The 21,922-nt window shown below is 49.4% G+C and carries 22 protein-coding genes and 1 tRNA gene; 18 read left to right on the top strand and 5 right to left on the bottom strand.

Annotated elements, in window-relative coordinates; genetic code table 11:
• Window positions 1-21: 21 nt before the first annotated feature.
• On the top strand, window positions 22-1,350 hold the full coding sequence (gene creD, locus ACCC84_RS22030) for a cell envelope integrity protein CreD (RefSeq protein ID WP_371902342.1): 1,329 nt from the start codon (window positions 22-24) through the stop codon (window positions 1,348-1,350).
• Between the two features lie 40 nt (window positions 1,351-1,390).
• On the opposite strand, the gene fldB is transcribed toward creD, so the two are convergent.
• Window positions 1,391-1,909, bottom strand: coding sequence for a flavodoxin FldB (gene fldB, locus ACCC84_RS22025; RefSeq protein ID WP_004959039.1), 519 nt, complete (start codon window positions 1,907-1,909; stop codon window positions 1,391-1,393).
• A gap of 114 nt (window positions 1,910-2,023) precedes the next feature.
• On the opposite strand from fldB, the gene xerD reads away from it, so the two are divergent.
• From xerD to ACCC84_RS21995, 6 genes are all read left to right on the top strand, one after another.
• Window positions 2,024-2,923 (top strand): site-specific tyrosine recombinase XerD, encoded by a 900-nt coding sequence (xerD, locus tag ACCC84_RS22020; protein WP_004959041.1) that lies wholly within the window; start codon window positions 2,024-2,026, stop codon window positions 2,921-2,923.
• 26 nt (window positions 2,924-2,949) lie between these two features.
• Window positions 2,950-3,666, top strand: coding sequence for a bifunctional protein-disulfide isomerase/oxidoreductase DsbC (gene dsbC / locus ACCC84_RS22015; RefSeq protein ID WP_004959043.1), 717 nt, complete (start codon window positions 2,950-2,952; stop codon window positions 3,664-3,666).
• A 6-nt stretch (window positions 3,667-3,672) separates the two neighbouring features.
• A complete protein-coding gene (recJ, locus tag ACCC84_RS22010; protein WP_004959045.1) occupies window positions 3,673-5,406 on the top strand; it encodes a single-stranded-DNA-specific exonuclease RecJ in 1,734 nt (577 codons plus the stop codon).
• A gap of 151 nt (window positions 5,407-5,557) precedes the next feature.
• A protein-coding gene (gene prfB, locus ACCC84_RS22005) for a peptide chain release factor 2 (protein ID WP_102991031.1) occupies window positions 5,558-6,656 on the top strand; the annotation gives its coding sequence in 2 pieces (ribosomal slippage) (window positions 5,558-5,632 and window positions 5,634-6,656; 1,098 coding nt in all).
• Between the two features lie 9 nt (window positions 6,657-6,665).
• Window positions 6,666-8,183: a lysine--tRNA ligase gene (lysS, locus tag ACCC84_RS22000; RefSeq protein WP_004959050.1), complete on the top strand. Its 1,518-nt coding sequence runs from the start codon at window positions 6,666-6,668 to the stop codon at window positions 8,181-8,183.
• 155 nt (window positions 8,184-8,338) lie between these two features.
• A tRNA-Gly gene (locus ACCC84_RS21995) sits at window positions 8,339-8,412 on the top strand.
• A gap of 541 nt (window positions 8,413-8,953) precedes the next feature.
• Here ACCC84_RS21995 and ACCC84_RS21990 read toward each other — a convergent pair.
• The gene (locus ACCC84_RS21990) at window positions 8,954-9,640 is read right to left on the bottom strand and encodes a hypothetical protein (protein ID WP_371902341.1); all 687 of its coding nucleotides are present in this window, start codon (window positions 9,638-9,640) and stop codon (window positions 8,954-8,956) included.
• A 1,093-nt stretch (window positions 9,641-10,733) separates the two neighbouring features.
• Here ACCC84_RS21990 and ACCC84_RS21985 point away from each other — a divergent pair.
• The 6 genes from ACCC84_RS21985 to ACCC84_RS21960 all read left to right on the top strand — a co-directional run bounded on the left by ACCC84_RS21985 (window position 10,734) and on the right by ACCC84_RS21960 (window position 15,111).
• Window positions 10,734-11,189, top strand: coding sequence for a hypothetical protein (locus ACCC84_RS21985; protein WP_371902340.1), 456 nt, complete (start codon window positions 10,734-10,736; stop codon window positions 11,187-11,189).
• Window positions 11,190-11,354: 165 nt separating this feature from the next.
• Window positions 11,355-12,146, top strand: coding sequence for a helix-turn-helix domain-containing protein (locus ACCC84_RS21980; protein ID WP_371902339.1), 792 nt, complete (start codon window positions 11,355-11,357; stop codon window positions 12,144-12,146).
• Between the two features lie 12 nt (window positions 12,147-12,158).
• Window positions 12,159-12,590, top strand: coding sequence for a hypothetical protein (locus tag ACCC84_RS21975; RefSeq protein ID WP_371902338.1), 432 nt, complete (start codon window positions 12,159-12,161; stop codon window positions 12,588-12,590).
• Window positions 12,591-12,721: 131 nt separating this feature from the next.
• Window positions 12,722-13,198: a phiTE-211 family phage-derived protein gene (locus ACCC84_RS21970; protein WP_371902337.1), complete on the top strand. Its 477-nt coding sequence runs from the start codon at window positions 12,722-12,724 to the stop codon at window positions 13,196-13,198.
• Window positions 13,199-14,286: 1,088 nt separating this feature from the next.
• On the top strand, window positions 14,287-14,787 hold the full coding sequence (locus tag ACCC84_RS21965) for a hypothetical protein (RefSeq protein WP_371902336.1): 501 nt from the start codon (window positions 14,287-14,289) through the stop codon (window positions 14,785-14,787).
• 30 nt (window positions 14,788-14,817) lie between these two features.
• Window positions 14,818-15,111 carry a hypothetical protein gene (locus ACCC84_RS21960; RefSeq protein WP_371902335.1) on the top strand — a complete coding sequence of 98 codons (294 nt, stop codon included), beginning with the start codon at window positions 14,818-14,820 and terminating at the stop codon, window positions 15,109-15,111.
• 64 nt (window positions 15,112-15,175) lie between these two features.
• On the opposite strand, the gene ACCC84_RS21955 is transcribed toward ACCC84_RS21960, so the two are convergent.
• The gene (locus tag ACCC84_RS21955; RefSeq protein WP_371902334.1) at window positions 15,176-15,454 is read right to left on the bottom strand and encodes a hypothetical protein; all 279 of its coding nucleotides are present in this window, start codon (window positions 15,452-15,454) and stop codon (window positions 15,176-15,178) included.
• 19 nt (window positions 15,455-15,473) lie between these two features.
• Window positions 15,474-15,995 (bottom strand): hypothetical protein, encoded by a 522-nt coding sequence (locus ACCC84_RS21950; RefSeq protein WP_371902333.1) that lies wholly within the window; start codon window positions 15,993-15,995, stop codon window positions 15,474-15,476.
• A 1,850-nt stretch (window positions 15,996-17,845) separates the two neighbouring features.
• Between ACCC84_RS21950 and ACCC84_RS21945 the strand changes: the two genes are divergently transcribed.
• The 5 genes from ACCC84_RS21945 (at window position 17,846) to ACCC84_RS21925 (ending at window position 20,224) form a co-directional block, all read left to right on the top strand.
• On the top strand, window positions 17,846-18,187 hold the full coding sequence (locus ACCC84_RS21945) for a hypothetical protein (RefSeq protein ID WP_371902332.1): 342 nt from the start codon (window positions 17,846-17,848) through the stop codon (window positions 18,185-18,187).
• A gap of 25 nt (window positions 18,188-18,212) precedes the next feature.
• Window positions 18,213-19,229: a major capsid protein gene (locus ACCC84_RS21940; RefSeq protein ID WP_371902331.1), complete on the top strand. Its 1,017-nt coding sequence runs from the start codon at window positions 18,213-18,215 to the stop codon at window positions 19,227-19,229.
• 61 nt (window positions 19,230-19,290) lie between these two features.
• Window positions 19,291-19,470: a hypothetical protein gene (locus tag ACCC84_RS21935; RefSeq protein WP_261411771.1), complete on the top strand. Its 180-nt coding sequence runs from the start codon at window positions 19,291-19,293 to the stop codon at window positions 19,468-19,470.
• A 153-nt stretch (window positions 19,471-19,623) separates the two neighbouring features.
• Complete coding sequence (locus ACCC84_RS21930) at window positions 19,624-19,800, top strand: hypothetical protein (protein WP_371902330.1); 177 nt, start codon at window positions 19,624-19,626, stop codon at window positions 19,798-19,800.
• On the top strand, window positions 19,757-20,224 hold the full coding sequence (locus tag ACCC84_RS21925; RefSeq protein ID WP_371902329.1) for a hypothetical protein: 468 nt from the start codon (window positions 19,757-19,759) through the stop codon (window positions 20,222-20,224). Before ACCC84_RS21930 ends, ACCC84_RS21925 begins: the two co-directional genes overlap by 44 nt.
• A gap of 64 nt (window positions 20,225-20,288) precedes the next feature.
• Here ACCC84_RS21925 and ACCC84_RS21920 read toward each other — a convergent pair whose 3' ends face one another.
• Entirely contained in the window at window positions 20,289-21,515 is a 1,227-nt protein-coding gene (locus ACCC84_RS21920) for a tyrosine-type recombinase/integrase (protein ID WP_371902328.1), read from the bottom strand.
• Window positions 21,516-21,922 lie beyond the last annotated feature (407 nt).

Raw genomic sequence — 21,922 nt, 5'->3', positions numbered from 1 at the left:
GCTAATCAGGAGCGCATAACCATGTTGAAATCAGTGTTGTTTTGGAAAATGGTAACGTTGTTGGGATTGATGATTTTATTACTGATCCCGATTGCGGAATTGATGAGTGTAATACAGGAGCGCAGCGGCTATCGGCAAAGCGTGGTTGGCCAGGTGAGCGAAAGCACCAGCCGGGCGCAACGCATACTGGGCCCGGTCATCGTCATCCCTTACACCGAGCGGCAAGAAAAAAAGGACCAGGCAGGGCAGGTCACGGTCGATACGCTGCGTCACTATCGCTATCTGCTGCCGGAAAGCTTGCAGGTGACCGGCAAGCCCAACGTCGAGGTGCGCAAGCTGGGCATTTACCAGACTCAGGTTTACCAGGGACCGCTGACCTTCAAGGCCCGCTTTGAGCCGTTGGATCTGGCCGAGCTGCAGCGTAGCAACGTCGTCGTTGGCCAACCCTTTTTACTGGTTTCACTGAGCGATTCACGCGGCATCAAGCGTATTTCTCCGTTAAGCGGCAACCAACCGGCGATATTTGAGCCGGGCACGCGCATCGCTGAACTGCCGCAGGGCATTCATGCGCCGTTGGCGTTGGCGGCGCTGCAAACCGAGGGGATCGACGCCGAATTCACCTTGACGCTGGCGGGAACCAGCAGCCTTTCACTGGTGCCGCTGGGGCGCAATAGCGAGCTCGCGTTGCACAGCAACTGGCCGCATCCCAACTTTCTTGGCAATTTCCTGCCGGATGAACGCAAGGTCACGGCTGAAGGGTTTAACGCCCGTTGGCGCAGCACCTGGTTTGCCAACAATATCAACAGCGCCTTTATCGACCAGGACGGTATAGTCAAGGCGGATAAACTGCCGAGCTTCAGCGTCAGCCTGATTGAACCGGTGGATCATTATCAACTGACCGAACGGGCGGTAAAATACGCGCTGCTGTTTATCGGTTTGACGTTTATGGCGTTCTTTTTGTTTGAAACGCTGACCGGGCTGCGCGTTCACCCCATGCAATACCTGCTGGTGGGGGCGGCGCTGGTGCTGTTCTACCTGGTATTACTGGCGTTTTCCGAGCACCTGGGCTTTGACGCCGCCTATTGGCTGGCCAGTCTGGCATGCAGCGGGCTGATAGCTTTTTATCTGAGCGCAGCACTGCGTGGCAAACGTTGGGGGGCGCTGTTTGCCGTCAGCCTGCTGGCGCTGTACGGCGTGCTGTACTTGCTGCTGCAATCCGAAGATAACGCCCTGGTGTTGGGGGCGAGCCTGCTGTTTGCGATACTGGCGGGCATCATGTTGCTGACGCGCAAACTGGACTGGTATCAGGTGGCGGATCCGGCGCGGTTAACCCGCAGGGAAGCGGACTGACCTTTTGGGCGCGGCGTGCCGCGCCCTGGTTGATTGCCGGTTACAGCAATGGCTCCATTTCCAGCAGGATCTGTTCGCACCATTGTTGCAGGCGATCTTCGCTCATATCGTATTGATTGACGTCGTCCAGTGCCAGGCCGACAAAATGTTTGCCGTCGGCCGCCAGCGGTTTCGGGCTGGTAAACTCAAAGCCGTCGATTGGCCAGAAACCGATAAACTGCACGCCGCGCGGTTTGAGCTGGTCGTGCAGCATGCCTAGCGCATCGAGGAACCATTCGCCATAACCGAGTTGATCGCCCATGCCGTACATGGCGACAATCTTGCCTTGCAGATCCAGTTCAGCCAGCTGCGGCCAGATGGCTTCCCAGTCCTCCTGCAACTCGCCGAAATCCCAGGTGGGGATGCCGAGGATCAGCACGGAATAGTCTTCCATCAGTTTGGGTGAGACGTCTTTCAGGTTGTGCAGGTCGACCAGGTCTTCACCCAGAATCTCACGGATTTTTTCTGCCGCCATTTCGGTGTAGCAGGTGCTGGAGCCGTAAAACAGACCAATCTTCATGTTTTAACCGTTATGTTGCCGTTGGTAGTGCGTGGAATGGCAACGAGTGTATCAGATTTACGCTGGCTTAAGGCATAATGCCAACGGTGTAAACCGTAACAAAGAGAGGACCAGGTGCAACAACAGGCGAATGCGCTGATCGAGCAATTTTTGGATGCACTGTGGCTTGAACGCAATCTGGCGGAAAATACGCTGGCCTCTTATCGGCTGGATTTACAGGCGTTGGTCAACTGGCTGGCGCAGCACAACAGCGACTTGCTACAGGCCGAGGCGCTGGATTTGCAGGCGTTTCTTGCCGAACGGGTAGAGGGCGGTTACAAGGCCAGCAGCTCCGCGCGCCTGTTGAGCGCCATGCGTCGCCTGTTCCAATACCTGTATCGCGAAAAAATGCGTGCCGACGATCCCACCGCGTTGCTGGCCTCGCCCAAACTGCCGCAGCGGCTGCCGAAGGATCTGAGCGAAGCGCAGATCGATGCGCTATTGCAGGCGCCGTGCGTCGATCAGCCACTGGAACTGCGCGACAAGGCGATGCTGGAAGTGCTGTACGCCACCGGGCTGCGGGTTTCCGAGCTGGTGGGGTTAAGCATCAGCGACGTCAGCCTGCGCCAGGGCGTGGTGCGGGTGATCGGCAAAGGCAACAAGGAACGTCTGGTGCCATTGGGAGAGGAAGCCGTGTACTGGATCGAAAATTATCTGGAACATGGCCGCCCGTGGCTGGTCAATGGGCAGACGATCGACGTGCTGTTCCCCAGCCAGCGCTGTCAGCAAATGACGCGACAGACGTTCTGGCATCGTATCAAACACTATGCGATCCTAGCCGGCATCGACAGCGAACGATTATCGCCGCACGTGTTGCGGCACGCATTCGCCACCCATTTGCTGAACCATGGGGCCGATCTTCGTGTCGTACAGATGTTACTGGGACATAGCGATCTCTCTACCACACAAATTTATACGCATGTAGCAACCGAACGACTGAAACAGCTACATCAACAGCATCACCCGCGCGCCTGACGCCCGGGTTCGAAAGGATTGGAACAATGAAAAAAGGTTTAATGCTGGTTTCTCTGCTGGTGGCCTCGGTGGCCGGCACGGCTCACGCCGATGACGCGTCAATCAAGAAAGCGCTGGTCAGCCTGGGCATTCAGCAGGCGGACGTGCAGCCTTCTCCGGTTGCCGGTTTGAAAACCGTACTGACCGAAAGCGGCGTACTGTACGTGTCCGAAGACGGCAAGCATATCCTGCAGGGGCCGCTGTACGACGTCAGCGGCAAAGAGCCGGTCAACGTCACCAACCAGCTGTTGGGCACCCAACTGGCCGCCTTGAAGGATCAGATGATCGTCTACAAGGCGCCGAAGGAAAAACACGTGATCACCGTGTTTACCGACATCACCTGCGGCTACTGCCACAAACTGCACGAGCAGATGAAAGAGTACAACGATCTGGGCATTACCGTGCGCTACCTGGCATTCCCGCGTCAGGGGCTGAATTCCCAGGCCGAAAAAGACATGCAGTCGATCTGGTGTACCGCCGACAAGGCCAAGGCGTTTGACGCCGCGATGAAGGGCGACGCGGTTTCGCCGGCCACCTGCAAGACCGACATCAGCAAGCATTATGCGCTCGGCGTGCAGTTCGGTATTCAGGGGACGCCAGCCATTATCCTGGAAAATGGCATGATGATCCCAGGCTATCAGGGGCCGAAGGAAATGGCCGCCATGCTGGACGCGCATCAGGCCGCAACCAAAGCCGGTGGTTAATCGCCGGTGAGTATCAAAACCCAATTACGCCGTCGCGAGACGGCGAATGACAGTCATCTACCGGTCAATTTGCACCCGTTGCTGCGCCGACTTTACGCCCAGCGCGGCGTTCAGGGCGAACAGGAGCTGGAGCGCAGCGTAAAAGGCATGCTGCCCTGGCAACTGCTGGATGGCATCGATGCCGCGGTGGACATTCTGCAACAGGCACTGGCGGACGGCCGCCGCATCATGATCGTTGGCGACTTTGACGCCGACGGCGCGACCAGTACCGCGTTGACGGTGCTGGCATTGCGCAGCATGGGCGGCAACAACGTCCAGTATCTGGTACCGAACCGCTTTGAGGACGGCTATGGCCTGAGTCCGGAAGTGGTTGAGCAGGCGGCGACCCGTGGCGCGCAGCTGATCGTGACCGTGGACAACGGCATTTCCTCTCACGCTGGCGTTGAGGTCGCACACGCCAAGGGGATGCAGGTACTGGTTACCGATCACCACCTGCCGGGGGAAACGCTGCCGGCAGCCGAAGCCATCGTCAACCCTAACCTGCGCGAATGCGCGTTCCCGTCGAAGTCGCTGGCCGGCGTCGGCGTGGCGTTTTATCTGATGCTGGCGTTGCGTGCGCGGCTGCGCGACAGCGGCTGGTTTGAACAGCGCGCGATGGCGATGCCCAATCTGGCCGAGCTGCTGGATCTGGTGGCGTTGGGTACGGTGGCCGACGTGGTGCCGCTTGATGCCAATAACCGCATTCTGGTGTATCAGGGGCTGAACCGTATCCGTGCCGGCAAGTGCCGCCCCGGGGTGCGTGCGCTGCTGGAGGTGGCCAATCGCGATGCGCGCCAGCTGGCGGCCAACGACCTGGGCTTTGCCCTCGGCCCGCGGCTGAATGCCGCCGGCCGGCTGGATGACATGTCGATAGGCGTTGCGTTGCTGTTGAGCGACGACATTGCGCAGGCGCGCATGTTGGCCAACGATCTGGACGCGCTCAACCAGACGCGCCGCGAGATCGAGCAGGGCATGCAGGTGGAAGCGCTGCAGCTGTGCGACCAGCTTGAGCGTACCAGTACCACGCTACCGTACGGTTTGGCGATGTATCATCCCGAATGGCATCAGGGAGTGGTCGGCATATTGGCATCGCGCATCAAAGAGCGTTTTCACCGGCCGGTGATTGCCTTTGCCCCGGCGGGGGATGGTATTCTGAAAGGTTCTGGTCGTTCGATAGCCGGTCTGCACATGCGTGATGCGCTGGAGCGGCTCGACACCCTCAACCCCGGGCTGATGCTCAAGTTCGGCGGCCATGCGATGGCAGCCGGGCTGTCGCTGGAGGAAGCGCGGTTTGACGAGTTCCGCCAGCGTTTTGGCGAACTGGTGGGTGAATGGCTCGATCCTGCGATGCTGGAGGGCGTTATCTGGTCCGATGGCGAACTGGCGATGCAGGAGCTGACGCTGGAAACGGCGGAGCTGTTGCGCGAAGGCGGCCCCTGGGGGCAGGCGTTCCCGGAGCCGACCTTCGACGGGCGGTTCCGTATTCTGCAACAGCGTCTGGTGGGTGAAAAACACCTGAAGCTGATGGTGGAGCCGCTTGGTGGCGGCCCACTGCTGGACGGTATCGCCTTCAACGTTGATACCACGCTGTGGCCCGACAGCAGCGTGCGCGAAGTGGAGCTGGCCTACAAGCTCGACGTCAACGAGTTTCGCGGCAACCGCAGCGTACAGCTGCTGATCCAGCATATCTGGCCCTACTGAGCCATTTGGCCGGGGCGTGGCTACTGCAGCGCCCCGGCAACTTCCCAGAAAAACTGCCTAACTCGCTATAATCTGTTACCCAGATCCGCTAGAATTATCGGTTCCATGGCATCCCGCCATTGACGACATCTAACGTAAGAACGCTAAAACCATGTTTGAAATAAACCCGGTAAAAAACCGAATTCAGGACCTGTCCGAGCGGACTGCCGTTCTTAGGGGGTATCTTTGACTATGATGCCAAGAAAGAACGCTTAGAAGAAGTTAACGCCGAGCTGGAACAGCCGGACGTCTGGAACGAGCCCGAACGCGCGCAGGCGCTGGGTAAGGAACGTTCCGCGCTCGAAGCCATCGTTGAAACCATCGACAACCTGAGCCAGGGTGAAGAAGATGTGACCGGCCTGCTTGAGCTGGCGGTTGAAGCCGACGATGAAGAAACCTTTAACGAGGCGGTGGTTGAGCTTGATCAACTGATCGCCAAGCTGGAACAGCTAGAATTCCGTCGTATGTTCTCTGGTGAATACGACAGCGCGGATTGCTACCTGGACATTCAGGCGGGTTCCGGCGGCACCGAAGCGCAGGACTGGGCCAGCATGCTGCTGCGCATGTACTTGCGTTGGGCAGAAGCCAAAGGCTTCAAGACCGAAGTGATTGAAGAGTCCGACGGCGACGTTGCGGGCCTGAAATCAGCCACCATCAAGATTATCGGTGACTACGCGTTCGGCTGGTTGCGCACTGAAACCGGCGTTCATCGCCTGGTGCGCAAGAGCCCGTTCGACTCCGGCGGTCGCCGTCACACCTCGTTCAGTTCGGTGTTTGTCTACCCGGAAGTCGATGAAGATATCGATATCGACATCAACCCGGCGGATCTGCGTATCGACGTTTACCGCGCTTCAGGTGCCGGTGGTCAGCACGTCAACAAAACCGAGTCCGCGGTGCGTATTACCCACTTGCCGACCAACATCGTCGTGCAGTGCCAGAACGACCGTTCACAGCATAAGAACAAGGATCAGGCATTCAAACAGCTGCGAGCCAAGCTGTATGAATACGAGATGCAAAAGAAAAATGCTGACAAACAGGCGTTGGAAGACAACAAGTCCGATATCGGCTGGGGTAGCCAGATCCGCTCTTACGTACTGGATGATTCCCGTATCAAGGATTTGCGCACCAACGTTGAAACGCGTAACACGCAGGCCGTACTGGATGGCGACCTGGATAAATTCATTGAGGCAAGTTTGAAAGCCGGGTTATGAGGAACAGAAATGTCTGAGCAACAATCACAGGGCGCCGATCAGGCGTTGGATCTCAACAACGAGCTGCAGTCACGTCGCGAGAAGCTGGCTGCGCTGCGCGAGAACGGCATTGCGTTCCCGAATGATTTCCGTCGTGACACCACGTCCGACAAGCTGCACGCCGAGTACGACAGCAAGGAAAACGACGAGCTGGAAGCGCTGGGCGTAGAAGTGACCGTCGCTGGCCGCATGATGACCCGTCGTATCATGGGCAAGGCGTCGTTCGTTACGCTGCAGGACGTGGGCGGTCGCATTCAGCTGTACGTCGCGCGCGACGATCTGGCGGAAGGCGTTTACAACGAGCAGTTCAAAAAGTGGGATCTGGGCGATATCCTGGGCGCACGCGGCAAGCTGTTCAAAACCAAGACCGGCGAACTGTCGATCCACTGCACCGAACTGCGTCTGTTGACCAAAGCCCTGCGTCCGTTGCCGGACAAGTTCCACGGCCTGGCCGATCAGGAAACCCGCTATCGCCAGCGCTATCTTGATCTGATCGCCAACGAAGAGTCACGCAATACCTTTAAAGTGCGTTCGCAGATCATGTCTGGCATTCGTAACTTTATGGTTGGCCGCGGCTTTATGGAAGTCGAAACGCCAATGATGCAGGTGATCCCGGGGGGCGCGTCTGCCCGTCCGTTCGTCACGCACCATAATGCGCTTGATATCGACATGTATCTGCGTATTGCGCCAGAGCTGTACCTCAAGCGTTTGGTGGTCGGCGGCTTCGAGCGGGTGTTCGAAATCAACCGTAACTTCCGTAACGAAGGCGTTTCGCCGCGTCACAACCCAGAGTTCACCATGATGGAACTCTATATGGCGTACGCGGATTACAAAGATCTGATCGAACTGACCGAATCGCTGTTCCGTACTCTGGCGCAAGACGTGCTGGGTAAAACGGCGGTGCAGTACGGTGATGAAGTGTTCGACTTCGGCAAGCCGTTTGAAAAGCTGACCATGCGCGAAGCGATCAAAAAATACCGTCCGGAAACCGACCTGGCCGATCTGGATGACTTTGACAAGGCAAAAGCGATTGCCGAATCGATTGGCATCAAGGTTGAGAAGAGCTGGGGTCTGGGCCGCGTAGTGACCGAAATTTTCGAGGAAACTGCCGAAAGCCACCTGATCCAGCCGACCTTCATTACCGAATATCCGGCTGAGGTTTCCCCGCTGGCACGTCGTAACGACCAGAACCCGGAAATCACCGATCGCTTTGAGTTCTTCATTGGCGGCCGTGAAATCGGTAACGGCTTCTCCGAGCTGAACGACGCAGAAGACCAGGCTCAGCGCTTTGCCGACCAGGTTGCGGCGAAGGACGCGGGTGACGACGAAGCGATGTTCTACGATGAAGACTACGTAACATCGCTGGAGCACGGCCTGCCGCCAACCGCTGGCCTCGGCATCGGTATTGACCGTATGGTGATGCTGTTTACCAACAGCCACACCATCCGTGACGTGATCCTGTTCCCGGCAATGCGCCCGACCAAATAAGATCCACAGCCGAATAAAAACCGGTGCAGGCTGCTGCGCCGGTTTTTTTATCCTCAGCGTCTGCAGTGAACTAACTGCCTAAAACATCAGCAGTTATGTGCGAACTCTGCTTGCCCGCCGGCGATAACCGGTTATAATGCCAGTCGCACACCGTTGCGGGTGTAGTTCAATGGTAGAACGGCAGCTTCCCAAGCTGCATACGAGGGTTCGATTCCCTTCACCCGCTCCAATTTCTACTTATAAATCAAAGTCTTGATTTATAAGGACACCTAGCTAAGGTGATTTCTCACCTACAACGCTATCTGTACCATTGAACTACACCCGTAACTGTCACTGTTTGGTGTGTGGTTGATCTGTGAGCATATCAAACCGTTGGCGGTCGTTCCAGCGTCTTACCGCGATAGCAAAACAAGAAACCTAAGCCCCACTGTAGGCTCTAAATACTCACAGACAGCTCATAGCAAGGCGCATTTAAGCCCGATGTCACTAAACAGGTTCATGGTGGTTTTCGTCCCTGCACACGATATGCAGGCTCTGCCAGCGTTTCAGCCACGCTTCCCTTAGGGGATACACGGTTACCCTGATAAGACCTTGCTCTGAGTAGATCACTGATGCTGTCGCTAACGCTCCGCTTTGCGTGTTACCACCAACGGGGCTTTATGGTTCCTATTGCCTTTACTTAGTTGAAGATAGCGTCTAGAGATACTAGTTATCTTTTCTAAAGGAAATAATCATTATGAATTAGGAAAGTAACCATTAATGGTAAATAACTACCTACCTCCAGCTAATTCCACTCTTAAACCCACATGAAAACAGATAAGCCAATCACAGGCTATTTTTAAGTTTTTTAATTCGTTCTGGAAAATCTCTTTCTCATAATTAAATGCCTCATTGATGTTGCCATTTTCATCTACAAGTAAAAAAGCTTTAATATAACCCTTTGACTCTTGATCCCAGTTTAGTATTTCTTCAGTTTCTATTTTTTTATTTTTAGATTTAAAATCGTTTTGTTGTTTGTCTTTCGTGTTTGGATATCTAAAGAAAAAGCTACTGTCATCTAATGCATCAATTGCATTTATTGCCTCAGTAAGTTCAGGAGGAAGAGGAAGCCAGTTTGTTCTACATAGCTTGTTTAGCCTTTCTGAGTGACCATTTAAAATAACTGATAACTCTTCATAAAGAATTTTTAGACTATGAACGCTTGTTAGAGGTTTCTTTTTTCCATTGACTGTTATTTCCGGTCGACTTTCTTTTTTTCTTTGAATTAAATATCTATGTGTCACTATTAGCAATGATTTTAAGTATAACTCACATGCATGCCTTAAAAGATAGCAAGCAGATAGTTCTATGCCTAAAAAGTTTTCTTCTGGATGTTTTATTAAAATATTAGCACTATCCTTAAATGAGTCCGCCATTGCACCAAAACCATCATCAGAATGCTTGTCAAAAGGAAGCATCAGCCACTCCATAAAACCTCACTTATCTCAATAGGATCATTTTTATATCATAATAACTTCATTATTACGGAAATAAAGGGAAAGGGCGCATTACACGCCCTCTGTATGACTTAGACAGCTTGACGGTACGAGTCCTGAACACCGTCGCGATAGCCTTGCGCAAAAGCCGCCTGAGGACTTTTGTGCCGAACGGTGCCAGCTTGGCTCTCAGGTAGTGCTTCAAGGTTTACCCATGCTTGAGAACTACGAAGCAAACCTTGCCTGTAGCCTTGCAGATAGGCACACCCACAGCACTTGTGACGGCCTTCACCACCTTGATCTTCAGGAAGTTGGGCGAATACCGGTGCGTACCGGTGACTGTTGTAGCAAATACTCATTTTATTGCGGCCTTAGCCCTGATAGGGCACGAAAGGTTTTGCAAGGCCCGTCTATGCTGTCTACAATCCGACTTGTCTAAGGTAAGAAAGTAGCAAGCTAACGGTTAGCTTTGAGTCGTCAAACTCTTAGCGACCTTGCTTCTAGGGAAGCCGAGTTCACTATGTGGATTCGGCTTTTTTGTTGTCTAGAGAATATAAAAACACTATATGTAGTGCCTCTTGCCTCTGACTCAATCAAGATAATTAGAAAATAAGAGATTGGCAAGTGAACAAAACCGGCCTAATTTGTGGATAACTTGGGGGTGAAATTTGGCTTCCGGCCGTGAGTGCGCACCGTGACTGGGGCAACAAGCTTGTCAATAAGCGTGATAATAATTTCCTGATGGTATACGCCCGCAGTGTTGGTCGTTATCTTTTCTGCCTTAATGAGTTGCCCCTTGACAATCTACCCCGATATCCGGATATTGACGGCCTCACCAAATCCAGATCACATCTAAAATCAAAATGCAACATTTATTAATAAATATCTGGACATTTTAAACGTTCCATGACATAATAGTATTTATAGATTAGTGAGTTAGCTAAAAATCACAGTATTCTCAATACTTCTCATACTGATTTATAAAAATCCCCTTTGACAGCACAAGCTTAGCCCCCCTTCTGGGTGCTTCCTTCCGTGTTGCGATTTTCTTTTTCCAAACTTAAGAGGTACTTACATGAAACAAACCGAGTTTATTCGGCGGTCTACCGCTGAGCAAATCCTGAAAGCTCTGATAGAGAACCGGCTCGCGCGTCACATGATTTACGCATACCGTAAACGCCACCCTAATGATGAGGCAGGTCTTGAAAAGACGGGTGATGCACTGGAACAGTACCGCATTCACCTGCTGGAACAGAAGCGACAGCCACCAAAGCCAACAGCGGCGACATTGGCCCTTGCCGATTTACTAGATGAACATCATCCACACGGCAATGTCCGATCTCCGATGACGAAAGAGTTGATCGAAAGGCAAAAGCGACTCGTTCAACTAGCGTTTGGCCGTGATATCAGCACCGAACAGGTATTTACACTCTGGGCTGCATACAACATGAATAGTTATAGCGAATTCTCTCATCAGGAGTATCTCACCCACAGGGATAACAATTCCCAATTACGTGATGAGGGCATGTGAAGATGGAGAAGAAGGCCAAAAATGCGTTCCTCTTAGAGCTGAACAGCACAGATTTCAATGCAGTCATGAAGCACTGCCAAAACAACGGCATTTCGCCACACAAATTTATGAGAGCCGCCGTTAGATCGGCTCTCGCCGTGAACAATCCTGTAGAGGAGAGAGAAAGTGACAGTAGCAAGCGCAAAAATTAAGCGGTCAGACCCGTATTATGATGTCAAAAAACGTAGAGATATCACCCCATCAGCTAAAAATGTTTATTACGCATTACTCAGTTTGCAGAAGACCTGTGAGGACGTTTATCCGAGCCATGATTGGATAGCTGATGAATGTGGGATATCTAGAAGCACATCGATCAGGGCGGTGGCAGAATTACATAGGCTCGGTTTTATTATCAAGACCCAACGGGGAAGTATGAAAAGCAATATGTACTCTGTTGTGCTCCCGGCTGACTTGCCAGCAGAGCAACAAAAGGTTAAGTCGCAGAACAACATCCAGCCGTCAGAAATGGAACAGGGGCCAGCAGGAGCACGGATGCAGGGAGATGTAGATGAGCATGACCGTGATTCTAAAACAGAATACCGCACGCCGTACGATGATCAAAACAGCCATGATCCGGTTGAGGTTGGTCAGCCTGATGTTAACCCTGTTAGCCCTGCTGATGTGGTTCCCGAGCTGAAAGCTGCGCCAGTGCCTGCTGTGCTACCGCATTTACAGGGGGATGATGAATTTTCCATCTGGTGCTCAGTCGCCAACCGTGATCAGTTAAATATCCCGGTTGTAGATATCCTCAAGGACTGCAACGGTGACAGAAACAAGGCCACAGCGAGCGTAAAACTCATGATTGATCACATGCGTAAGCGGAGAAAAGATGAGCAACGGCGGCAGGTTGAACATCTGGCGAATGAGGATACTAGCGCCGATGGCCTGTTGGATGAGGAAGAAGAAATTCCATTCTAAGGGAGGTATTGCATGGTAATGAGCGATAGCGAGGAATCTCGCATCTCAGAAATTGAAGAAAAGCTCAGGGAGCGTAAAGCAAGAAGGGTCAGGCTCAGCGATTACGCACCACACATAGTATCAGCCGTCAAATCTGCACTTGTTCAGGGTTGGCCATTAGACAAAATCTGCAAACTGTACGCTGTCCCGGCATCCTTGGTACTGCATCTGCAACGAACATATAACAAACGATTTAGACGAAAACATTTTTTGTCGAGTAGGGACAAGATCTTCTATATCACCCAGATGCAAAGTGAAGGCAAGGCTGATGAACAGATAGCAGAGTTCCTCGATTTATCCCTGAATGGCTTCCGCTCATGGTGGCGACGCTTTCGGGAATATCCTGTTCCAACATCACCAAGTCCAGAAAAACCTTCGCACTACAGCCAGTTCTCATACCATTAAATAACAATGTCAGTACAAAAACCAGACATCAGCCGATGGGCCATTGATGCGCTTTTCTACGCATTAAAACCAAGAGTAATTATCACTCTGATTATTATTATTTTCATAACCGATTACATAAGGAAGTTCCTATGAAAGATTTTAATTCATTGGTTGCAGAGTTGCGCCAACAGTTAGCAGAACGTCAAGCGCCTGATGCTGAACAGAGTTCAATCAGTAAAGCAAAGGACGGTCTGGCAGAGACTATCGCGGAACACATTAAAAAGCAGTCTGCACAACCGGCAGCTACTGAAGAATCAGCCACGCCAGCGGCAGATATTCGCAAGATTAAGAGCAAAGGCATTGCCTTGACCGCTGCCGCTCAGGGTGGGCCAGCAAATGGCCGTCCAGTTTCTTTGCTAATGAAATCATCAGACCAACCAACCATTAAACGCCAACAGTTGATCAGTAGGTCGGGCGTCCCGATGTTCATCCGCAAGGCCAACGGTGAACTACTTAGCCCCAGCGGCCAGTTGATCACTGAATCCCTGATGAAAACTATCAGAAAATTGAATATTGAATTCACCATTCAAGAAGAACAATCAGGGACGAGGGTCTGTAATGGATGATATCGAAACAATCAGCGACTTTATCAGTCTGGATACCCCGGAGTGCATAGCCGATAGCGTGGACATGAGTGATCTGTTCCCTCAGCTATGGGCTGAGAGCCTTCTGTATGAGGGTAACAGTGATAAGCCTCTACCTCTCATTGGGTAGTGGCTTTTTCATTACTTCAATAACTGTCGTAATTATTCCAATTAAATACATTTAAATATGAATTAATAGGAGAGGATGTAATTGTAATTGAGTAATAAACGTACAGTCGCGGTAGTGTGCGGTAGACACTTCAGGAACATTTAGCAAGTAGTAACGGGTCTGTAAGCCTTGGGGCAGTAAGCATCGTAAAATATATTGTGCGGATAAACATTTTTATTGTAGGGTAATGGGCTAAGCACAATAACGGTATTCACTTTAAAAATAAAACACTGTTTCATTTTCCACAAATGATATTCATTTCATTTTGAAAATGAGATTCATTATCATTTTTGGGTGGTGTCGGGGAACCCGGCCAGATATCCCAAAAGAGGGTAGAGCTAGACGCCTAAAGGGGCAATTTGGTTTCACCGGTATAATTGAATGAAAGCCCTGAAAAGATAACTTTCACCATTTTCTGATGCAGGTGCGTACCCTGAACACCAAAAAATTTGAATAGAGGTTATCTCTGATTAATCTGGGTGAAATCTGGGGAGTAAGCGTAGGTAAATGGGTAGTATGGTCATCGTTAGGTAGGCAAGAGCGTATTATTAAAACATGCATTTAATATATAAGTTCGCAAAATGACCATTATGTTAAATAGCGGGAATTTTGATGTGCTACAGACTGCCAAAACATCCAATCTTCCCTCAGGGCGTTTGTAAGTGCTTATGCATAGGGTGGGTAGGGGTTGGTCGAGTTAAGGCCGTGGCGTGGCTCTGAGGAGCTTATGTAATGAATGTTGATGTGTGAGCAGGGGCGGCAGCATTTCTCTGATATTTGAGAAAGATTCTCGTTCTCATTATCGGTAACCCGAGGTCGGTCAAGCGCCGATATCCAAACATGAAGCAAAGTCCCAACAATTCCCCAACATATCCATCATTTATCTAAAAAGATCAATAAAATGAGCATGACGCTAAAAGACGTTTTTGAACTGATCCAGCTTTGTATTCAGGCTAAACCGCAGGTGACTGACTGCGATATGCGAAGTATGATCACTCACCTCTTTCCACGTACTTTAAAACCATACACCGAGTTTACGGGAAAGGTATCTGAAGACGCTATCGCTGTCATTGAGGAGATGCAGGGTAATTATCAAGGACATAAAGTGATACGCGAGCATCCCCACAAAATACAGACCAGCATTACACAACTGATCAAGCAAATGCGCGAAACTGATGATTGGAATTTCGATGCCTTTGAAACACAGATTAGAAAACTTTCAGTTGTACACATCACCACCACGGACGAAAATACTAAACTACGTCGCAAAGGGGCAAGCTATGAGAGCCTGGGTATAAAACTCATTCCGTGGGTCGAATTGAACGCTGATGTTCGGAGGTTGATCCGCAAAAAACTTTTGCGTTCTGATATTGCAAACCGTGCTGAGTGGTTAATAGACTAACTGCCCATCAACATCGTGTAAGGGTTTTCAGTGAAAGATAAGATCATCAGCATGTTTATGAATCGGCCGAGTTGGTTCAATCATGAAGGGTACTGGCGTATCTTGGTGATTGTGCGTTTCCTGCTGTTTGTTCCTATTTTGTTATGGGGATCGATTCTGGCTGTAAGGGGGATTTATAATACGGTAACTGATTCATATATTGGTGTTGAATGGATATATGCGGGTATCTTCTTAATCGTCACAAGTTTTGTGTTGGTGATACTGCTTAACCTTTTGCTGCGGGTAGTTGGTTGGGTTGTAGCTGGTTTCACAGAGAGTAAGTGATTTTTGTTAAAGGCGGAGCTTAGGTTGTTGTAGATGTAACCCGCCTAACTGGGGCGGGGTGGCATCAAAGAAAAGTTCTTAATTTAAGTGAGCTAGAAATTTCTGGTTTGCTCCCAAAAGTTACATCAATGTTGTTATCAATCCCATTGTCAAGTAACGCTTGAGCGAAAAAAGGATAACCCTCTTTAAAGCTTCTTTTCCCAGCAATGGTAGCTGGCGAATCTACATACTTCTCGTAGAGAGCTATAAGAATGTCGCTGTGGATATCTCCTTCATCTCTGTATTCTACAGATTCTGTGAGTTCTTCATCGCCTATCTTATATGTATAACTCGCTAATGGCATATAATCTTACCTTTTGGTTTTATCGTAAGTTGTCGAGTATTTCTAGAAACAAAGGTTGGAAATTGTGCCTTTCTGGCAAGGATTCATCAGGATCTGGATTTCTAAACGCCCCCATAATTATCTCTGCGTAGAATCGACCATCATTTTTAATGAACTGATTAAACTGATGATTAAATGAACTTCGAAACTTAGGAAGAATCAACAGCTCGAGCTTTTGACCTATAACCCGTACTTGATCATAATATTGCTTATCATATGATTCTATATGTACAGCCATCAGAGCTGACTCTATTGAGTCGTAGTCTCTAGAGCTTAAGTCAATAGCAAATTTAGTCAGTGCGGCATCAATCTTTCTCATCTCATCTTGAAATTCCATGATCAAGTTTAGGGCTTTATCTCTACGCCACTCATTTTGAGATTTAACTCTACTAGTACGGTTGTTGATGATAGCTAAAACAGCAGTAGCAGTAGCTGTAATGACCGCACCAGCGACTATCCCTGCCGCTCCAACTACTTTGATATAATCCTCTTGTATATCCATACAGTATCCGTGTGCAAGAAGTTTTGTTTACATCATTGTACTGCAATCGAAGCAGCATGTGGACGAGACACCACTGATTTCTGTGCATACCTCATCCAACATTCACCAACTCTCAGAATATCGATTTTTAATGGCGTTATATCCCACTCATCATCAATTGGATCATAGTAATTGATTGTTTACAAGGCAGTAAATATAATAGCGCGTGATACCCTAACAGTGGAAATCCAGGAGGTTATTTTGACCCAATTTTTGGACTTCCCCAAGTTGTTCTCAGCTTAACGGAGTTGAGTCCTGACCGGAAGGGGATCGGTAAGAGACTAGAAGTTAAAAAGGTAGCACTGTGTGCGTTGTAGGCTGAGGCGGTGCCTCACTTACTTTTGCCTTTACCGGATGGCCGTTACCTGAGGTTAATGACTTCGAAAGAGCTGGAGAAGGTCAGGCAGCTTCTGATTCCAAGATCACTATTAGTTGATGGATAGTTGTTTTGAGGTTGTGCTACCGGAAGCGATTTCCGAGAGAAATTCCAGAACAACACACGAAGTCGCTGATATATCCAATGGTTGATGTGGCTGAACAAAAACTTCACTTTGTCTCATCAAATTGTATTGAGCTGGTTAACGAACACTGTACGCCCAAGCATGTTTAAGATGTAGACAGCTCATCACGAGTAACCCCGCTAAGATTTCGCCGGGTACTGACACTAGTGAAGTTCCATTTTGACACTAGTGAAGTTCCATTTTGATACTAGTGAAGTTCCATTTTGACACCCAATAATATTAATTTATTACATTACCCCTATAACACTAGCTTTATGATCTTTACTCCCTTCGGTCGTAAGGCGCGTAGCTACGCATTTCCCACACTGGAGAGGAGTCGCACTCCTTGTAGGGAAGGGGAAGAGTGTTTAAGGGTTTATGGGTTTGTTTGGTTACTTGAGAGAGAGCCTCTTCAGGCTATCGAGTTGTTGTTGGTTATGGTGACTCGTCACCTAGGGCATTGTCCAACGGACAAGCCACCATTTGGGCAATGGGAGAGAGCTACGCTCTCGACCTTTGGAATATGTCACGAGGCAGATGGCCGAGAGTCAAGTGGGCGGCGGGGGGCTGGCGGTCATCACGCAGAACTGTACCTACACCTGACCCACTTACCACACCTGATTCAACCCCACGACCTAGAATCATTCCTAGAACCCAGCAGATTCAATTGTTACCATTAATTCATGCCATTGCATTGCATGATGCGATAAAGCGCCGCACGGTGGCTTACAGCTCGCCCTGTGGGGTTCTGCATTGCATCAGTTCATTCTTAAATCTTAAATGCACATATTGAAATTCATGTCAACAGCAATTTCGTAATAAATGTTGATATTTATAATCATTAATGTTATAATAGATATTAGAGATAAGACGGTAGGCCAACTTGATATCTCCAAAAGCCCCAGTGCCTGAATGCTGGGCATCACCCTTCGGGGTAGCCAAAAAATCCTGATCCTTCGTCAGGTCATTATGATGAGCGACCATAAGCAAGTTGTTTGATCATAGCAAGGTACAGCCTCCCGGCTGGCCTTTATCCAGTGCTCTATAACGCAACCCCCAGAACATTGAATAAAGGCGAATCTAGGCCCCTCGCCCGGAGTGGTGTTCACGCGCCACACCATCCCATGTGGATGCTTGTATGTAACGGTTGGTGCTCCCCTTCGGGGGAGTTCTTTTATCCGTATATCGCACAGCCCACACAATCCAGCATTACCCAACGAATTCTCAAATTATTGAGATACCGAACTGGATTAACCAGAGCGGCGGACGTGCTCGTAAAATTTTCAACCAACTGTTATATAAGGATTTACAATGAAATTAGAAGGACGACAACCTCGCAGTTACACAGACGTAATTGCATACGCGGCTGACCCAGTATTCAGCCACACCGAGGTGGTGATCGCCAGCTTAGCCGCTGACCTTGTACCGGGAAACATTATCGATGCGACCGGTGCACTATACGCTGCATCATCCACTGATGAACCGATGATCGTGATCAGTAATACCGCAGCGGGTGCTAATCGCCATGTTCTGGTGGTTGACCGGGGCGTAATCGTCAAACGATCAGCTCTGATTGCCGCAGATGTAGCGGGACTGACTGCCGCACTGGCAAAGATCAAGACAAGCGGTAAGGTCCGTTTCTCTGTTAACTAATAATAATTAAAAGGATTTTACTTCTATGTCAAAACAAGCGTTTGATCAGCTAGACCTGATCTCCCCGTTCGTATCTGCTCCTACTACCGGCAACCTTCTGCAAGATCTGGGCGTCTTCTCACGCGATGAGAGCAAAACCCCGTCTGTGCAGGTGGATTATTTGCTGGGTGAACAGTCAAAGCTGCTGGAATACACCGAGCGGTTTGGTACAGACTATAATGTGACCGATCGCCAACGCGGCAAGAATTTTTCTGTTCAGATCCCGCACACAACTACCTCGGGCCGTATCACATCAGAAGACTGGCAGGGCCATCGTAAATTTGGCACTAACCGCGAAGAAGCGAAGTTGGAATTGATCGCAGCAGAAGCGGCCAAACAACATGAGAGCTATTTGCGAAGCAAAGAAGCCCGGCTGGCCACCGCACTGTTCGAAAACAAGGTTCTCGACCCCCACACTAATGATGGTCTGATCGATTTCACTGATGTGTTTGGATTTCAGCAGGGCGCAGCGGCAATTACCACCGGCCAACTGGATAACCCACTGGAACAGATCGACAACGCCAAGCGATCCATTCGCCGTAAGATGGGAGCATTTACCAAAACCACCTCTGGTTTCGTCGCGCTCGTTGATGATGAACTATTCGCCAAGGTGAAATGGCACTCCCAGACGTTGGCGCTGATTCAGCACAACATGATCTCCCCAAATTTCCTTTTCAATAACAAGGAAGTCTATCCGGGGTACGAGATGTTCACCGTAAACGGTATCACTTTCGTTCAGAATTCGAATACTGATATCACGGCTATCGAAGATGGAGAGGGCTTCCTGTTTCCTATCATTAAACCCACGGCTATCAGTGCTTCCCCTTTCGTGAATATCGCTGGCCCGGCAAGCCGCAACTTTGATTTGGCTGGCAGTGGAATCATGGATTTCTATTCCTATGCGATTGCGGACAAGTTGGGTAACCCTGAGATCTTCTCAGAGTTCAGCAACCTGCCGATCTGTTACCGCTCAGACTTTGTAACCAAACTAACGCTAGCCTAATCGCTATCTGCATTGGGGGTCTAATTGACCCCCGGCTAAAATTTGAGAGGAGAATCGCCTGATGAAAATTTTGATATTAGATGCTCGAGGCCAGCCCTTGATAAGCGGTGGTGAAGAGCTAGTCAATGTCGCGGAGATCTGTCGGCTGATCGGCGTGCATCGCTCGACGTTCAACAGCATGGTTGATCGCTACGGTTCTGTTGAGCAGGCCATCCGGCAGTACAAACAGAAACACAAATGAAAATCTGCCTAAACCCAGCAGCACCAACACAGCCCGCCTTTAGTGCGGTTTTTTTTGTTGATAGATTGCTCAAATTTGAGTAAGCTGGTAATAATAATTCTTAACGTATTGCACGTTATTTTAGAGAAAGTCATTCATATTAGGAGGTTACAAATGATTATCGAACTGGAGAAGCAACGTTTCGTATCTTCACTTGTTAATCTCACTGATAAAGTGAGCAGTAAGTCTTTTTCTGGTTCTTCTAAAGAGCAGGAACAAGCGCTTCTGGATTTTTTCAAGGAAAGCAATGAGCGTTTCGCAATCGCAACTCACAAAAACGTACATATCTGATGTAAAGGTCAATAGCCTGTTTTCAATCATCAGCCAAGAGTTTGGTTATGATGCAGCTGAATGGGCATTAGAAATTGTCGCCCTGATGAACCTTTGGAAGCAACAAGGCTATATTGAAGTATATCAGACTAAAGAAGATAGAGAGCATGGGTTGATAAAAGATTCTAGTATAAATGAGCGTGGTAATATCGCCCCCTTTTATATTGGACTCTTCCATGCTCGGCTAGTTGAAGGTGATAATGATCCGCTAATAATCATTAAATTTCATGAGATTGAGGACGGGCATCCTTTCGCTGATATGAAGTTTATGCTTGATCATTGTGATATCTTCGGAGACAAATCTCAAAAGTTTGATCAAAACCAGATGCGTTTCATATGGAAAAGCATTGATGAGTGTGTCAAACGTGCAGATCAAACTACATAATTAATTTAATTAGGCGAGAAATAATCTCGCCTTTTATATGTTGTTTGATCTTATCTTTAAAAGATTACATCCCTTCATAACCCACTAACTCTATGATTTTCCTCAATGCCTCAAGCTCAGCCCCTTGGCTGTAAACCTGTTTCGCCATTGTCTTCTGTGTGTGACCTACAAGGGCCGCTATCCGGCTATCATCTACGTTGTGTCTATCCAAGCAGGTGATGAACATCCCACGCAAACTGTGGAAACACTGCCTATCGCTCGCCGCAGGCAAGACACGATTTCTTAGACGGGTAAATCTCTGACTGAAATAAGGGGCTTTCTTTCCATCGCTTCGAGTAACGCTGTTTGCGCTTGGCAACAGATATTCATTACCCCGGCTCAAGTACTTTTCTATCACTCCCACAATTAGCGAATGCACCGGAATTGTTCGAATCCCCGCCTTGGTCTTACTCTTGCTAATGTGGAGCGATAACCCACCGCCATCCCTGATCACATCGACACACCGAAGGCTACAGATCTCATCCAACCGCATCCCCTGATACAGTCCGATTAGGATCACATCCCTCAGTTCATCGTCTGCCGTGTTAAGCAGTTTTGTTGCCTCTTCAATAGTAAATGGTTCATAGCTCTCGACGGTGGATTTCGCTTCCAACGCATGGCCTTTGAATGGGCAATCAGCAGGGATACCGTCATAACAGCGCCGGGCGTATTCATAAACCGCCGAAAGGCTTGATAGGTAGTTCTGGACAGTTTGGGAGGATTTAGCTTTCTTCTGTTCCTTGATGAAGCCAGAAACCTGTGTTCTACGTATTTCCTTCAGTGCGATGTTTGGTACACCAACAGTTTCGAGAAATAGGTTAACGCTTAGTAGTGTCTTGGATAGCGTGGCAAGCTGCCGCTTGTCCTGATATTCCGCTAGGTACTCGTCCCTGACCGTAGCCAAAGTAAGGGGAGCATGCTCAAGCTGCGGGTTATCAGCACTGATCAGTGGCGTAGGTAAACTAATCGCTGCTCTTTTTGGCTGTGTTCCAGTTAAATAATGAAGGGCGGCTATGCCTCGCTGAACACGGATTTCAGGTGTATCAGGCTTAAGCTGATTCTTGATTTTGTTGAACTCAATGATCATGTGGTCACGAAAATCACGCGCCTGCACTAAGTCACGTGTTCCCGTGCTTTTCCTAAACGCTCGTTTCCCCTCGCAGATTGCCCGCATATAGGTAGGGACAAACACTTGAAAGATCCAAATACCGTCCCTGTTTTGGTATAGGTATTGATTGCCCTTGATCGCCATGATTCTGTTCCTGTATTCTCACAGGATCAGTTACAAGAAAAGTACAATGTAGAGATGGAGTAACGGCAGCTTCCCAAGCTGCATACGAGGGTTCGATTCCCTTCACCCGCTCCAAACCTTCCTGTTAGTACCTTTTCGGTAAAAAAAATCAGCAAGTTAAGAAGTGGTTGAATGTTCAGGTACCTACAAAGGTATCCCAAGGAATTGCCCATCGCTGTTGTGGCTTGGCGTGTGGTTCTGGGAGCATATCAAACCGCTGGCGGTCGTTCTACTGTCTTACCGCGATAGTGATCCCTTCCCAATATCGGTGCCAGGATAAATCAGAGATCTGGGCCTGTTTGCAGGCTTCGGATAAATTCTGCCGGAGTCTGGTTATTTAACGAGGAATGTGGCCGGCATTGGTTATA

Origin of the sequence: Serratia odorifera, from assembly GCF_041448735.1 — a bacterium.
Classification (GTDB): domain Bacteria; phylum Pseudomonadota; class Gammaproteobacteria; order Enterobacterales; family Enterobacteriaceae; genus Serratia_F; species Serratia_F odorifera.
Note: the sequence above shows the minus strand (reverse complement) of the source record. Positions and strands in the feature narration are given on the sequence as shown.